The organism is Chloroflexus sp. MS-G, assembly GCF_000735195.1.
Taxonomy (GTDB): domain Bacteria; phylum Chloroflexota; class Chloroflexia; order Chloroflexales; family Chloroflexaceae; genus Chloroflexus.
Map to the genome: position 1 here is coordinate 13,661 of NZ_JPIM01000061.1, position 15,397 is coordinate 29,057.

Here is a 15,397-nt window from a genome sequence, read left to right on the forward strand (position 1 = left end):
CGGCTCTAGCTTACCATGAGTTGCCGTTCAAAGTGTAACATGGTATAATAACACCACTGATAAGTGGTGACAATGAAATAGAGATCGATGACTGATCGTGTGCAAGATCAACTGATGGCACTTGGGTTAAACCGCTACGAAGCGGCCACCTATCTGGCTTTGCTCGAACATCGCGGTTTCACTCCCGTGCAGGTAGCCGTGCGAGCGGGGGTACCACGCCAGCGCATTTATGATGTATTAGCTTCACTCTGTGCTCGCGGTCTGGCCATTGAACGCCATAGTGATGGTCAGCGACGTTACGTAGCGATCGATCCGGCCATTGCCCTGCCAGCACTTATCGAACAGCGGCGTCAACAATTTGAGCATGAGCAGGCCACCCTGACCGAAGGCTTGCAAACTCTGTTAGCGATGCTTACCCCCACGTTTGCCGCTGGTAATGATCAGATTGACCCACTCGATTATGTTGATGTCTTGCTCGACCGCCGCCTGGTCGTTGAGCGAGCACTGGCCCTGGCGCAGAATGCAGAACGCGAAATTTGTGTCTGTTTCAAACTACCACTCCTGGGTGATCGTGCGGCCAATCTTGCCGAAGTAGCGGAACCACTTCGGCGTGGCGTTCGCTATCGAGCACTGTACGAACGGTCGATACTCGACGATGCCGAACGGCGTGAATGGGTCAGGCAGTTTGTCGAATGGGGTCAGCAGGCCCGACTAATCGAATCGTTACCGCTCAAAGTCAATCTCTACGACCGCCGCATTGCCCTCCTATCGCTGCAAAACCCAACGACCGGTGCACTAAGCTTTACTGCCCTGTGTGTCACTCATCCCAGTTTCGGTCTCTTTCTCCAGGCCGCATTTGAAAAACTCTGGAGCGATGCAGAACCGTTCCAGCCAGGATAGTGCTGCGTGCGTTGCCGGCGCGTGATGCGTCCACGCCTGGCACGCAATTGGTAACCAAATCACAATCGGGGTGGACGCATCGCCCTGATATGGAGGTGCCGTATGTGCGCTGCCGATCCGCTTGATCTTCTTGGAATTGATTATGTCGAGTTTTACGTAAGCAATGCCCGCCAGGCGGCTCATTTCTACCGCACGACGCTTGGTCTGCGACCGGTTGCGTATGCCGGTCTTGAAACGGGGGTGCGTGATCGAGCCAGCTATGTGTTAGAGCGACGAAACGTGCGTTTTGTGTTAACTGCACCGCTCATCCCCGATCACCCGATTGCTCACCATATTGCCCACCATGGCGATGGAGTCAAGGACATTGCACTGCGGGTACGCGATGCTGTTACCGCCTATGAAACAGCAATTGCCCGTGGTGGTATTCCGGTGCAACCCCCCACCGAATACGTCGATCAGCACGGTCGGATCATCAAAGCGACGATTGCTACCTATGGTGATACTGTCCATTCGTTTATCGAACGGGAAGATTACCGGGGAGCATTCATGCCCGGCTTCGAGCCGATGACCACCGACCTGCCGGCGCCCGAAACTGGTATTGCTGCCATCGATCATATCGTCGGGAATGTTGAGCTAGGGGCCATGAACCGCTGGGTCAACTACTATCGCGACGTACTCGGTTTCAGCCAGCTCGTACACTTTGATGATCACGACATCAGCACTGAGTATAGTGCGTTGATGTCAAAGGTTATGCAGAACGGCACTGGCCGGATTAAGTTTCCGATCAACGAACCGGCCGAAGGGCGACGCAAGAGCCAGATCGAGGAGTTTCTCGAATACTACGGTGGTCCTGGCGTTCAACATATTGCCCTAGCTACCGGTGACATTTGTGCCACGGTCGATGCGTTACGTGCCGCCGGTATTCCCTTTATCCACGTTCCCGACACCTACTACGATGATCTGGAAGAGCGTGTAGGCAAGATTGATGAAAGCCGCCAGGCACTACAAGAGCGCGGTATTCTGGTTGATCGCGACGAAGAAGGTTATTTGCTGCAAATATTCAGCCAGCCGGTTCAAGATCGTCCGACGCTCTTCATCGAGATTATTCAGCGCAAGGGGAGCCGCGGGTTCGGTAAGGGGAACTTCAAAGCGCTCTTTGAGGCTATCGAACGCGAACAGGCCCGACGTGGAAATTTATAGGGTGCTGCTTAGCCTTTCCTGTCAATGATGTGATGTAAGCAGAGCGGCACCCTCACCTTCCCCCCCCCCAGCCCCCCTTCCTCTCCCACGCTGCGGGAGCGGAAGGGGGGGATGAGCGGAGCAGGGGCGATCCTGTATCTCTCAACGATACCGCATTTATAACCCAGATCACCCCTCTCCCGCAGTGCGGGAGAGGGGCAGGGGGTGAGGGTACCCCGCAGTGCGGGAGAGGGGACGGGGGTGAGGGCAGCCCCCCGCTCCCCTTCCTCTCCTCGTGTGTTGATTATGTCAAATAACTACTCCTCGTGTCGTGCCTCATGACGCTCAATACGTGTCCCACGCGGTACATTAACGATGACCGCCTCCTCTTCGTCCACAGGATGGGTAGACGTGGTCGTAGGCATGGTATGCGCATGATGATCATCAGCCAGCTTGTACTCACCAAGCAGGCTTGCCCGCCGCAGACGACGTTCATACTCGTGTTCAATAGCTGTTATAATCCGTCGCCACCATGATTGCTCTGCCATTCCAGTTCACCTCCACCACCAGAAGAGGGATTATTCCTCTAATCAGAATGACAATATTTCAGCAAAAATGTAGCATACTGTCAACATTGTATGCTACAAATGGTATCACCAGCGGGGTACAATACATAGATAGGAAAACACGCTGTCGTTTGATCAATCGGGATAGGATATGCGCATGATGAGAACAGTCTTTCGATTTTTACGCTTTAATCCGATGGTGCGCCGCACACTCGGTATCATATTTCTCATTGTTGGGATTATTGGTTCGCTCTTCCCCATCATTCCCGGTTGGCCCGGTTATGTGCTAGCGATCATCCTGCTCGGTCGGCGTGATCGTCTGCTCCGCCGCTTGCACCTGATTGGTCGTTTTGGGCTGCGCTGGTTGCGCAAGGCGCCAGCACCTCATCTACGCAGGATCGGGCACTGGTTGTCACAACAGTATGTTGAGCTACGACGTGCGATTGTCCCCCGCCTGATCGCACTCGAGCGCACGATTGATGACACTTAGTCACCTTTCAGGCGCTTCCCTAACGCCCACCCTAAGATCAGGCCGCCGACCAGGATCAGAAGCACTGCCACACCAAGGCCGATCAGGATGTAACGCCAATCAAACGGCCCGCCACCGATCAACCAGGCCAGCAGTGCTGGCCCACCGATTAGCACAACCAGCACTGCTAGCAATGGCCCTATTCCGCGCACAACTAGCCAGAATCGTTTCAAGCAGATATCCTTGAAGAAAGTGCAGCGCGTGCTGCAGCCGGCGTGTTTGTGATCAGTCCACTCGCACCAAGAGTTGCCAGTTCGCGAAGGCGCACCGGATCATCGACCGTCCAGACATTCACCTGATAACCGGCCTGTCGTACCTTCGGTAAAACCCAGTTGATACCGGGTAAGCCGTGGTAAGGATGCCACGCCGTCGCCTCAATTCGGCGCAACGCCAGAAACGGCCAGAACTCGCGCAGACGTATGTCGGGGCGATAACTCCGAATCCCCATCAGATAGCCTCGCCGAATGGTTGGATCGACAGCCCGCAGTTCACGTAACGCCTGTTCATAAAATGAGGAAATGATCACCTGATCGGCCAATCTAAATTCACGAATAAGTTGCGTACAGCGCGCAGCCATGCCTGGACGTTTCAGCTCGACATTGAGCGGCATTGCTGCATGACGCGCCCAATCCAGTGTCTCGGCTAACGTAGGAACTCGCTCACCACCAATATCGAGTCGACGAAGTTGCGCCAGGGTCAGATGGACAACCGCATCAGGCTGTCCGTTCCAGCGCATCGTCGTATCGTCGTGAAAAACCACTATCTCGCCATCCGCCGTGAGTTGTACATCAAGCTCGATCATATCGGCTTGCTGGCGACGTGCCAATTCAAAAGCAGCCAGCGTATTTTCGGGCGCATCAGCCGATGCTCCACGATGCGCAATAATGAGCGGTGTCATATCACCTCACCAAATAACCAATAGCGGGGCGCCAATCGCCCCGCTATCAGTATCGCCGCGCCGTGCCTCGGCGTCAATCTCACCTTGAGATACGTTGTCAATCATCTAGAGCGGGCTGAGCCACTGCCAGGTCAGGTTGGCGAGCCTCTTCAGTCAGCATAGGGTGAAGAATGCGCTGCATTGCCATAACGTGGGCGCAGGTACCCCACATCTTGAAAAACGAGCAGTCACATGCCCACTGACCATTATGCAGCGAAACGACATGGTTACTATTGCCACCGTGGAACGTTGCCCGCAGATCGCTGAACTTGATCCGCTCCGGTTCAGCCGCATAGCGCCGGGCCTTCTCAATTTTACCGATCAAATCCGAGTGCATACGGAACCTCCTTCATTGCGCGCCCGGAAAACATCAAGGGCGGCTACAGACATCGGTCTGTACCGCCCTATACACCACTCAACCGCATTGTCATACATGATTTCATAGTCGGCCTCCATCGCGGGAGTATTGCCGTTCTTAACACGCTCTTATTATACGACCCAGACTAGCTGCCCGTCAAGTATGATCCCAACAATAATAGGGCTTTTCAACAGTCTCACCCGACCGGGCAGACGTGAGGTGAGAGGGGAGAGGAGAGAAGAGTGAGCGGAGCGAGGAGTGAGGAGTGAGAGGAAGGTTCACAGCATGGGCAAAGGCATGCTGCGTTCTGTGTCGAGGTGGTCTCCGGTCAGGCCCTTGGTCGTGCGCCGATGATGCGCGTGCGCGTATGGCAGGGGCGGGTCGAGAACCCGTCCAGCGGGTGTACTCCTGCGACGGGCCTAGGTATACCGCTGCCGGGTGCGGATCGGCGCCCGCGCCCCAGGGCCAGCGGCATCGATTCGGAGTTCGGAGATCGTCGTGACGGGGGAAACGGCGTTTATCGGTGAACATAACCAAAAACTGAGTACTTTCAAAACCCCTGCAACAATAATGAACACCTCATACACCATTCTCAACTGAAGTGCCGACTTGCATGCCCGTTTTGTTAAGCGTTTCACGGTGATAGATAGCTTCCAGATTGTATGATCGTTGCTGGAAGCGCACCGGAAAAGTCAATAAGATTCTTTCTCAAACTTTTCTCAGACGAAATATCTGGCGCATAAAATGAGATTTCGTCACCACCGGTAACTACGTTATTCAAGATTTTCCACCTACCGACTTCTATCCAATCAGAAGGAATGTTTCCGTCAAACCAATCATTATAAATAATTATAACTTTCACCTTATTATCCAACACGAGTCGACGTATCACATGTTCATCATATGAACCACTAAATTTATATTTCGCAACCTCCATATTTGCTAAACCGTACAAATCCACCGTACATATGTCTGCCAGATAATTGATCGCTCCAATATCATTGGCTGCAACACATTGCCCCTGATAATACTTCTGCAAAAACAATCCCATTTGATATTGTTGTTCATAGATATTTGTTACCGCCCTGGGATATTGAGAGAATGACAAGCCTGTTCTCATCGCTAACGGTACTAAGAATAAGAATACCAGAAATACTATTGCTCCATAATCATACAAACTTTCCTTGTTAATCTTTATACGTTGGAAGTCAAAATACTTATTTAGGACATCCGCGAAAACAACCATCAAAATTAACACAATATATGCCTCATAGCGAAAGAACCAGCCGACTCCGGCAAACAGCAGGTGCGTGAATGTTATTAAGACAGACAGAGCCATTAAGATTTTTTCGCTTTCCTTCAATTGATGTTTGAACCGCAAATATAAAATCAAACAAGCAATAAGGAGAGCCACAACGTGAGGAGAGAAGTAGAAATGATTAATCATCCGCCATAAAAAAGCAATGATACCCTCTAGTGTAAATTGGAGCGTATTTCCCTTTAACAAAACGGAGTTGGGCAAAAAGTACCATCCGTTGTAAAGAGAGATACATCCGTAGATTGTAATCAATACAAAACTACTTACAGTAAAAAACAACCCTTCCCAAAAACGCTTTCTACTAAGAAAGAGCAATGTGATTAAAAAAACGAGCAGAATGCCTTCATATCGAGTTGCCGTTATCAGATTTGCCAATGTTATTAACAAAATATACGATTTAAACTGAAAACTATCTTTAGATAAGTACGCAGGTACAAGGTAAATCAGTAATAATGTTAGGAGACCATGTAAGAGATGTTCCATTCCTGTGAGGGTTAAGACTGGTAATGGAACGAAAGCTGTTATCACGAGGAGTAACAGAAATAGTCTTAGTGGATTTGTGTTAGTAGCAAGTAATCGATAACAACAATAGATTATCAAAGATCCAGATATTAGCGACAAGAGTAATGGCGACCAGATGTTAACACTAAAGATCTTATACGTTATAGCTATCAGGAGCGTCCATAGAGGAGACGATGTGCTTGAAGAAAAGCTGCTCTTGTCTACCCCCCATATACCATCTCTCACAAAATGCTTTGCCATTGCCATGTGTATATAGGTGTCGTCTAGTGGATATATAAAACTTCCATGGGTATTACTTACTGACGCAAGCAGCAATGTACCGGTTAACAACCAATAAATAGTTAATGCAGACCAAAACGGAAAAATGGAGGTCGTTTTACTTGTCATAGGATGATGTATTGTGCGGCTAAAGTGCGTATTGATAGGGCTAATGAACTAACAGATACATCTAGATCAGGTTGCGATGTCTTCACCACAACTCGCCCTCACGCCATTCGGCTGAAATTGGCGCACTCAGATTTAATGGTGGTGTTTTTGGAAGGCGAAGAATCATCACCTGCTCGTCAGCAGGTGATGATAATAGACCGTTTTCAGTCCTGATATATAATGGCCCACGCCAAAGCTCCCATCCAAGTCGCTCGTAGAAGGCAACATCGAACGGCGACAGTGCTGCTAATTCGTAGTCCTGAATCTCGTTGACGAGATATTTCACGATGGCTGTCGCAAAACCACGACGACGGTAAGCAGGGTCTGTTGCCACCGCTTCAATGTAGGCAGTGTGCAGAAGAGGAGCATTGCCAACTTGCAGATAGCGGTTCACCCACAAGGCATGACTGACAAGAAGGCTATTGTAGTAGCCGAGAACATGGCTGGCACCAACAAACGTATCAAACAACGGCGCAAGGTCCTCATTGTAAGCTTTGTTACAAAGAGCGATAATGTGGTTGCGCGCTGCTTCCGATAAGGATGCACCCTGCACTACACGGATTGTCAACTGGTTATTCATGGCCTTGTATACTATCTACTCAAGCGCACTATCGTTGGCTGTGACACATCAGGTTCCCAAGGGAATGTCATACGACCTACCTCTACGCACATCGCAGATGTTTGGTCTATCAACACCAGGGCAATGTTTACCTATCTACAGGCGCTTTTTTGCTAAAGTTGCGCAGAATATGGCAACCTGATACAATTGTATAGCACACCTCAAACCAATGCGCAACTGCGCTCATCAGACCTACCTCTCTTCTCACGGTGGAAAAGAAGGGGGCTGAGGCTGGAAAGACACTGAAAGGTAGCAAATGCTTAGGCACACTCTAACAGTGGCCGACACCTGAACCAAATCATCACGAATCAGTGATACAAGTTGTTATCCGCTGCTTACACTACGCATTCGTTCAGCCAGAGCCAGGATGCGTTGGCCATACTCGGTGCCCGGCCACGCCCACCGACCATTAAGATCGGTGATCGTCACTGCCACACCACGAAGATGATCGGGCAACGGACGCCGCCAGAGTGCATAGTCGATCAGTTGCTGCTGATACGGCGTACCGGCGCCAGCAGGTAAAGCATAGGCAAGCAAACGACCCAGATGGGCCGGAATCGACTCATCAACCCACGAGGCAAAACTCAAACCCGCTCGCCAACGCTGGATCGTCTCATCCCAGGCCCAATCTGGACCAGGCGGTTGATCAGGTGGTGCTTCACGAGTTTCGCCAGTAACGCCAATTCCTGCCGGATTACGCCGTGGTCGTTGACACCACCACGAAGTCAAATGGCCTGTCTCGTGAGCACACTGGGCAATAGCCAGAAACCAGTCTAAACCGGCAGCTTCCCCAATTCTGGCATAGCCATTGACAATAACACCGACATCGTAAGGAGTGTATGCCGTACTGCGGGGCGCAAGCCAGGCAATCGCTGCTTCAACCGTACCGGTAGCGGGGCCGAGCAGGGTTCCAGGGAGCGGCGAATGAATGACCATAGGAAGATAGATCGAGTGCGTCTCTGGGGTTTGAGCGCGGACAACCGATCCACCTAGCGTAAGCAAGCCACACAAGAGGAGCGAACGTCTACTCAGGCGAGTGTTCATGGCGTTTCTTTCAGGAGAGTGCGAATGTCTTGCACATACACACTAGCCGCAGTTCCATACGGATAAACGATCCGTAACCGGCCATTTTGATCGATCAAATAACTCGCTGTACTGTGTTCAACTCCAGCGCTCCCGTGATGCTGATGACCACCACCATGACGGTAGGTCAGACCGTATTCTTTGCTGATCCGGCGGAGCGTGGCATCATTGCCCTGCAACCCGATGAATCCTGCGCCGAAGGCTTGCAGATACGTTGCCAATACCTCTGGCGTATCGTAAACCGGATCAACACTGATCAGCACAAAATGTACCCGCTCGCCATCATCACCGAGCTCTTCCCGTACCCGCCGAAACTCGCTCAGCGTTATTGGACAATAGTCAGGGCAGCGTGTGTACCCAAAGTAGAGTAACACCGGCTGACCACGCAAATCGCTCAACCGCACTTCACCGCCGGTACTGGCTGGTAAGCTGAAATCACTTAACACCGTTGGCGGATCAACGATTGTTGCAGTTGAAACTGATGATGTATTCGTGAGTGAACATGCACTCAATACAATCAACCAGAGCACAAACCAACGCCGCATAAGTCACCGCACCACTAATGGGGCAAAGGTCGTGAATATCTGATCAACCACCTGCAATCTGATCGGAATTGTCAAACGAAACGTTGATCCTGGCATTGTGAGCGTCACTCGACCCTCATAGAGACCGGTGTTCATTCCGCCTGGATCGATACTCAATCTCAATATACCACTCTCGGTCACACCTGTTAACCATGGTTCATTTGCTGTTACCTGCATCCCGGCTTGCGCACAAAGAGTCGTGATGGTCAGCGAGAACGGTTGGCTCTGACGTGACACAAGTATTGATCGAACAGGAGTCTCTATCGGCTGAGATGGTATGACGGGAATCTCACTGAAATCGGAAAAGGTTACACCGTTGGTATAGCGCACCCAAATCCCCTGACCGCGATAGTTACCGCCGAACATATCTAGCGTGAACGGGTTCGTGATCGGTCGGGGTGCTGAAAACAGTGTCACCCCATCAACAAACACCTCGGTTGATCCACTACGCCAGAATTGAAAGGTTAAAAACGGATCGCCCGCACGGTACACAAACGGTAATGCAAACTCCTGATACTGATTGGCAGCCGTAAAGTCGATGCCGCGCAGCACTAGCGGACCGTATTCGGTATCACCACTCTTTATTGCTACCCGCGCTACCTGATTTACGCTCGTATTGTTTGCAACTTTCAGACGGATATACGCAACCAGCGCAAGATTGTTTAGCACGGTAGGCTGATACTCCCACACCCACGCCGAAGACTCCATTCCTGCCAAATTGAGACGAAACGCGCTTCCACCGTAGGCATCTGAATCGGTCACCCGTTCGCCAGCACCCCAGAGCAGACTAAAGGTAGAGAAGGTGTCGTCCACGAACCAACCCGGACTAAACTGTACCTGTGGTAATAACGGATGACTAAGATCGGTGAGCATTACCGTCGGCTGCCTATCACTGAGCGTAGCCGCCAGTTCAGGAATTGGTGGATCGGCGCCGAGATAAATAGTATCGCTGACCACCCGCGTTGCCCCAACAATATCGCGGGTTTTGACATAGACAGTACGCCAGCCTTGCCCGCCAGGAAGCTGGAAGCGCGTCTCTGTGGCAAACGGTTGCCAGGTGGCGTCAACGAAACATGGCTCGCTCGCGATCATCATCTCGGTAGCAGGGCGGGCACCGGTAAAGCTATTCTGGTTCGCAGTCTGATGAATATACAGCGCCACCTCAGGATTCAGCGTATTGATCGCTTCATTCTCGATAATGACCGGCGCATAGGAGGCATCATTCCCAAAAAGCTGGGCGATATACCCACGTCCATCACTAACACGACGGTAATAACCCAACCCGATTTCACGATGCGCATCACTCAACAGATTGGCACGATGACCAGAACTGTTCAACCAGCCATTGATTGCATCCTGTGGCAACATATAACCGCAATACGCATTTTCGGTACCACTACTCCCAAGATAGCCAAAGCGTGGCGCCCGATCACTGGGCCACTGACCGTTAGTATCCTGATGGCCACAATACGGCGTTGGTCGATTCTCAACCGAATCCCAGGCAAACCAGCGCGAGGCATGCGTCAGTTGCAGATTCCAGCGTAATGGTGGCTGTCCTGCTGCACGACGGGCCAGATTACCGTAGTACACCGTAAGCGCCTCATCGTACAACAGTGCTGGGGTTTGCGTCGTCGGATCAAATGCGATTGCAGTTGTCACCAGAACACTGCATAAGACGACAAGTAACCCAAAGTTTCGGAGCTTAGACATATTTCCTCCTTTTCCCTGGAATCGTCTTACCGGTATTGTTGTCTTCCAGCAGGACTGCTGTCAAGGTCGTGTCACTTCTAATGCCAATTCTACCTGTGAAAACCGTGTATCATCCCATCAACCTGGCCCCCCATGGGAGACGGAAACAGACCAATGCGACGCTCGCACGTGGCATGGAACAAGCGCGACGAAGAACGGCAACGATGATCCCTGAACGAGCACGACTGCCAACTGCGGATGCGCCTGCCGGCGTGGTGGGTGGTGCGCAACGGGCGGTCTCTCTACGACGGAGCCGCCGCCATTGGCTGTCATTTGCGGACGGTGCCGGATGGGGTGGCGTGGGATCGGAAGGGGGGCGCGACAACGTGCTTCGCCAGCGCACGGGCAGGCGTGGTCATGCCTGCCGCCTGCGCGATGCGCCGGTCGCCGAGCTGAAGCCGCAGGCGGCTGTGGGTCAGGTGCAACGGGTGCAGGATGCCGTGGCGTGGGTGCCCCTGGTCGGGAATGGATGCGCTCGTTCAGCGTGCGGGATGACGGAAGAACGTGCCGCGTCCGTTTATCCCCACGGTGTCGGCGGAAGCGCAAGACGCCTGGAACACAGGGGGCGTGCCACGGCGGGAGCAGCGATCGGGGCGCACCCCGCAGCCGGGAATGGGAGGGACGACATACGCATCGGATGGCGTGGGCAGGTGCGCTGGTCGTGGGCGCCGTGCGGGGGAACGGTCGTACAGCCGGGAGTATGGGAGCGCACATGGGTCTGCCTGACCATTGCCGTTCATGGGGGAAGCGGCGTGGTGCAGTGGGCGTGGCGTGCGAATGTGACTGCTGCGACCCTGGCGGCGACGCGCTGGCGGTGGGGGGAACGCGGGGTCACGGCGGTGGTCTGGGATCGTGCGCCGGGGCAGCACGGGAACGCCGCTGCGACGGTTCCGGTCCAGCGCCTTGAACACCCAGCGTATTTGCCGGTGCTGCATCCTGCCAAGCGCGGGTGTGCATCCCTGCGCAATAGGACGGCAGGGAACACCGATGGGTTATGAGACGCGAAGAAAGCAGCCGTCGCACACGAGTTGCAACAGGAAACTGCGGACGGTGAGCAGAGGAAACGCCGCACGGGTTGGCCGTGGATACGCGCAGCGGTGGCTCAGCTCCCAATCCCAAACACGGTCTTTCAATGAGGGATTGGTATCACGTCTCTCTCCTCATCTCCTCGCTTCTGCCGGGTCGGGGGAACACTTTGAAATGCCCTGGTTCGGTATCAAACGTATAACGTATATTGACGTGAAGGAACAAAAGTGCTATGATCGCGCAGTGAGCGTCAATGATGATGCGCAGGTTGATGAAGCATCGACCCTGCGTTCGACAGCCGACGGAACGCCGACTGCCGTGCGCGGTTAGCGTTCCGTATTTTTTGTGACACGCACCAGAACAACATCCTAGTGCCAGAGCAAGGATCCTGTGGCTATGTTTGCCCAGATTAAGCGCATTCTCGTCGGCAGACCGATTGCGACCGAACACCAACATCAAGAGCGTCTCAACAAAGCAACTGCGCTTGCCGTCTTCTCCTCTGACGCGCTGTCTTCTGTCTCGTATGCAACAGAGGCAATTCTCACCATTCTCGTGTTGGGAGGCAGCACCGCATTAGGACTTTCATTACCAATTGCGGCAGCGATTGCCGGTTTACTCATAATTGTTGGCTTTTCCTATCGACAAACCATTCATGCCTACCCGCAAGGCGGCGGTGGCTATATCGTCACTCGCGACAATCTGGGTGACCTACCAGGGTTAGTTGCTGCCGGCGCCCTTCTCATCGACTATGTGCTGACGGTAGCTGTGAGTATTTCAGCCGGAGTCGCTGCAATTACCTCGCTGGCAACCAACTGGGGATTCCCCACATTACGCGATCATGCCGTAGAAATTGCCCTGGTCTGTATCCTGATCGTTACTATTGCGAATTTGCGCGGTGCAAAGGAGAGTGGCCTCATCTTCTCGGTACCAACATACGCATTTATTAGCGGGATTTTAATGATGATTGGGGTAGGGATCGTTAATGATCTGCTGTACGGTGCCGAACCGGTACAGCATTCGATTGATCCTGACATTCCCTTGACAAGCGAAATGGTATCGCTCTGGCTCATTTTGCGCGCTTTTGCGGCAGGATGTACTGCACTGACTGGGATTGAAGCAATCAGCGATGGTGTACAGGCTTTTAAACCACCGGAGTCACGAAATGCTGCAATCACCCTGACCTGGATGATCAGCCTGTTGGTAACGATGTTCCTCGGCATCACCTGGCTGGCTTATGCCCATCAAGCTGTACCGAATGAGTTCACTCACGAGACTATCGTCTCACAAATTGCGCGTACAATTTTCGGGGTTGGCCCGATGTACGTCTTCATTCAGATAGCTACGGCGCTAATCCTGGTGCTAGCCGCGAACACTGCTTTTGCCGATTTTCCGCGCCTGGCATCCTTTTTGTCACGCGACCGATTCCTTCCCCGTCAGTTTTCTTCGCGCGGTGATCGGTTAGTCTTCTCAAACGGCATTCTGATGTTGGGTTTTTGCTCGGCGATCCTGGTCATGATCTTTCGTGCCAACGAGATCGCAATGCTACCGCTGTACGCTGTCGGTGTTTTCACGTCCTTTACGCTCTCGCAATCGGGCATGGTACGCCGACATATTCGCCGCAAGCAACCAGGCTGGCAATACAGCGCATTGATCAATGGAATCGGTGCTACTCTCACCGGGATCGTGTTGATCATTCTGATCGTTACTAAATTCACCCACGGTGCCTGGATCGTTATTACCGCTATCCCGTTGCTGGTCCTCATGTTCCGAGCGATTAACCAGCACTACCGGCGTGTAGCTGAACAATTGTCGCTGAGTGGAGCCATTTTACCGCCCGAACTGCGCCGCCATACTGCGATTGTACTGGTCAGTGGTATTCACCGAGGAGTATTGCCGGCTTTACAATACGCTCGCTCTATCGCCCCGGATAATGTTACTGCTGTCTACGTTGATCTTGACCCCGAAGCTACCGAAAAACTTCGGACCCGTTGGCACCAATGGGGCTGCGAGATACCACTAGTGGTGCTTGAATCGCCTTACCGTTCGTTGATCAACCCGATCTTACGCTACCTTGAAGAGGTCGAGACGCGCTACGGCGATGATGTGATCACCGTGATCCTCCCCGAATTTGTTCCGGCCCGCTGGTGGGAGCATTTACTACATAATCAGACCGGTCTGTTGATTAAGACCGCGTTACGTCTACGCGGAACAGTGGTAACCAGTGTGCCATACCGATTGGAACGCTAGCCGCTGATCCTCTTACGACTGATCGGGTACAGTTGCCATGCGCCGGACAATCTGTCCCCGATCAGGAAGAGCTGCGTCTCCAGGCCCTTCAACAACACATGCTGCCGCTGCAGCGGCAAAACGAGCGGCCTGAAATGGATCACCGGTTTCCCAGAGACGAATGAGAAAAGCCGTAGCGAAGACATCACCGGCGCCAGTCGGATCATCTTCCTGCGCCGGAAACGCCGCAATGTGGTGTGGTCGACCATGCACAAACATGGTTGCACCCGCTGCGCCGTGAGTGACAATGCCTATCGGCACCAGACGAGCGTAGTGAGCCGCCAATTCAGTATCACCACCAACATCTTCGCTGCTCAACGTCAGTACATGCACATGCGCCAGATCGGTTGGCGTTGGTCGCCAGCGCCGAGGACGGATCGGTGACGGCAAATCAGCTTCCCAATCGCGAAGCCAGCCCTGAGCTGTAGCGCCAATCAGCGCACCGGCAAAGAATGTCGCCAGCGTCGGCGAACATTCGTGTAAGACCGGTCCTAGCAACACAATCGGCGCAGTACGCCACACTCTCGGCAGTGCAGCTTCGGTAATCGATGGGGCAATGGCATGCAACCACTGCTGTCGTCCGGCAGGTGTGTAGCGATTCTCGAACGTAGAACTGACCGTTGCAGGCACGCTGATCCAGGCAATTCCCGGTGGCACAGGTTCAACACTGGCGGTCACAATAGCCGCTCGTAGCCCTAGCCGTTGCGCCAGCAGAGCTGCAAAGCGTGCCGTACCACCAGATGTTGAGGTGTTGTCTGGCAACAGATCGCGAGTAACGTGACCAATCGCAACAAAATCGATCATTGTGAAGCAACTCCAACTTAGATATGTCTGAAAAATGATCCTTTTACTTTAGCTTTGTCGGTGTTACATGGACTGCTGAAGCCAGGCTTCAATAGTCTACCTGCAACTCTACGTTCCGAAGGGAATATTCAGGCAAGTCTCGTTTGTTTGACGCTTAATATGCAGAATTATAGCAGAGAGGAAAAGAGCTTATGGAGGGTCTGAGGGGGTGGCCCTCACCTCCCCCCTGCCCCCCTCCTCTCCCACGCTGTGGGAGAGGAGGGGGGATTATACCCCTCACCTTCCCCCCAACCCCCTCCTCCCCACGCTGCGGGAGAGGAAGGGGGGATTATCCCCCTCACCTTCTCCCCAACCCCCTCCTCCCCACGCTGCGGGAGAGGAAGGGGTGATGAGCGGAGCAGGGGCGATCTCACGAACCAGATCACCCCTCTCCCACGCTGTGGGTGAGGAAGGAGGGGATAAGCAGAGCAGGGGCGATCTCACGAACCAGATCACCCCTCTCCCACGCTGT

16 protein-coding genes are annotated in these 15,397 nt (G+C 53.0%); 6 read left to right on the forward strand and 10 right to left on the reverse strand.

Annotation, left to right across the window (positions count from 1 at the left end):
* Positions 1–87 precede the first annotated feature (87 nt).
* Positions 88–900: a TrmB family transcriptional regulator gene (locus tag JE47_RS0112110; protein ID WP_031460014.1), complete on the forward strand. Its 813-nt coding sequence runs from the start codon at positions 88–90 to the stop codon at positions 898–900.
* A 102-nt stretch (positions 901–1,002) separates the two neighbouring features.
* Positions 1,003–2,100 carry a 4-hydroxyphenylpyruvate dioxygenase gene (gene hppD, locus JE47_RS0112115; protein WP_031460015.1) on the forward strand — a complete coding sequence of 366 codons (1,098 nt, stop codon included), beginning with the start codon at positions 1,003–1,005 and terminating at the stop codon, positions 2,098–2,100.
* A gap of 296 nt (positions 2,101–2,396) precedes the next feature.
* On the opposite strand, the gene JE47_RS0112120 is transcribed toward hppD, so the two are convergent.
* Positions 2,397–2,627, reverse strand: coding sequence for a hypothetical protein (locus tag JE47_RS0112120; RefSeq protein ID WP_031460016.1), 231 nt, complete (start codon positions 2,625–2,627; stop codon positions 2,397–2,399).
* A gap of 175 nt (positions 2,628–2,802) precedes the next feature.
* Between JE47_RS0112120 and JE47_RS0112125 the strand changes: the two genes are divergently transcribed.
* Positions 2,803–3,135, forward strand: coding sequence for a hypothetical protein (locus tag JE47_RS0112125; RefSeq protein ID WP_152556050.1), 333 nt, complete (start codon positions 2,803–2,805; stop codon positions 3,133–3,135).
* Here JE47_RS0112125 and JE47_RS0112130 read toward each other — a convergent pair.
* The 8 genes from JE47_RS0112130 to JE47_RS0112165 all read right to left on the reverse strand — a co-directional run bounded on the left by JE47_RS0112130 (position 3,132) and on the right by JE47_RS0112165 (position 10,731).
* Positions 3,132–3,347, reverse strand: a complete 216-nt coding sequence (locus JE47_RS0112130) for a hypothetical protein (RefSeq protein ID WP_031460018.1) — start codon at positions 3,345–3,347, stop codon at positions 3,132–3,134. The two genes, JE47_RS0112125 and JE47_RS0112130, sit on opposite strands and share 4 nt — an antisense overlap.
* Complete coding sequence (locus JE47_RS0112135) at positions 3,344–4,072, reverse strand: glycerophosphodiester phosphodiesterase (protein WP_031460019.1); 729 nt, start codon at positions 4,070–4,072, stop codon at positions 3,344–3,346. Before JE47_RS0112135 ends, JE47_RS0112130 begins: the two co-directional genes overlap by 4 nt.
* A 97-nt stretch (positions 4,073–4,169) precedes the next feature.
* Positions 4,170–4,448 carry a hypothetical protein gene (locus tag JE47_RS0112140; RefSeq protein WP_031460020.1) on the reverse strand — a complete coding sequence of 93 codons (279 nt, stop codon included), beginning with the start codon at positions 4,446–4,448 and terminating at the stop codon, positions 4,170–4,172.
* A 655-nt stretch (positions 4,449–5,103) separates the two neighbouring features.
* Positions 5,104–6,039 carry a hypothetical protein gene (locus JE47_RS22170; protein ID WP_236631223.1) on the reverse strand — a complete coding sequence of 312 codons (936 nt, stop codon included), beginning with the start codon at positions 6,037–6,039 and terminating at the stop codon, positions 5,104–5,106.
* Positions 6,040–6,778: 739 nt separating this feature from the next.
* Positions 6,779–7,315 (reverse strand): GNAT family N-acetyltransferase, encoded by a 537-nt coding sequence (locus JE47_RS0112150; RefSeq protein WP_051871147.1) that lies wholly within the window; start codon positions 7,313–7,315, stop codon positions 6,779–6,781.
* 363 nt (positions 7,316–7,678) lie between these two features.
* The gene (locus tag JE47_RS0112155) at positions 7,679–8,398 is read right to left on the reverse strand and encodes a glucosaminidase domain-containing protein (protein WP_031460023.1); all 720 of its coding nucleotides are present in this window, start codon (positions 8,396–8,398) and stop codon (positions 7,679–7,681) included.
* On the reverse strand, positions 8,395–8,982 hold the full coding sequence (locus JE47_RS0112160) for an SCO family protein (RefSeq protein ID WP_031460024.1): 588 nt from the start codon (positions 8,980–8,982) through the stop codon (positions 8,395–8,397). The genes JE47_RS0112155 and JE47_RS0112160 overlap by 4 nt, the downstream gene beginning before the upstream one ends.
* A 3-nt stretch (positions 8,983–8,985) precedes the next feature.
* The gene (locus JE47_RS0112165) at positions 8,986–10,731 is read right to left on the reverse strand and encodes a CAP domain-containing protein (RefSeq protein ID WP_031460025.1); all 1,746 of its coding nucleotides are present in this window, start codon (positions 10,729–10,731) and stop codon (positions 8,986–8,988) included.
* Positions 10,732–10,811: 80 nt separating this feature from the next.
* Between JE47_RS0112165 and JE47_RS0112170 the strand changes: the two genes are divergently transcribed.
* The 3 genes from JE47_RS0112170 to JE47_RS0112180 all read left to right on the forward strand — a co-directional run bounded on the left by JE47_RS0112170 (position 10,812) and on the right by JE47_RS0112180 (position 14,043).
* Positions 10,812–11,768, forward strand: a complete 957-nt coding sequence (locus JE47_RS0112170) for a hypothetical protein (RefSeq protein WP_152556052.1) — start codon at positions 10,812–10,814, stop codon at positions 11,766–11,768.
* A gap of 202 nt (positions 11,769–11,970) precedes the next feature.
* Entirely contained in the window at positions 11,971–12,126 is a 156-nt protein-coding gene (locus tag JE47_RS21800; RefSeq protein ID WP_160173285.1) for a hypothetical protein, read from the forward strand.
* A 66-nt stretch (positions 12,127–12,192) separates the two neighbouring features.
* Positions 12,193–14,043 carry an APC family permease gene (locus tag JE47_RS0112180; protein WP_031460027.1) on the forward strand — a complete coding sequence of 617 codons (1,851 nt, stop codon included), beginning with the start codon at positions 12,193–12,195 and terminating at the stop codon, positions 14,041–14,043.
* A gap of 12 nt (positions 14,044–14,055) precedes the next feature.
* On the opposite strand, the gene JE47_RS0112185 is transcribed toward JE47_RS0112180, so the two are convergent.
* Entirely contained in the window at positions 14,056–14,886 is an 831-nt protein-coding gene (locus JE47_RS0112185; RefSeq protein WP_031460028.1) for a PfkB family carbohydrate kinase, read from the reverse strand.
* Between the last annotated feature and the right edge of the window lie 511 nt (positions 14,887–15,397).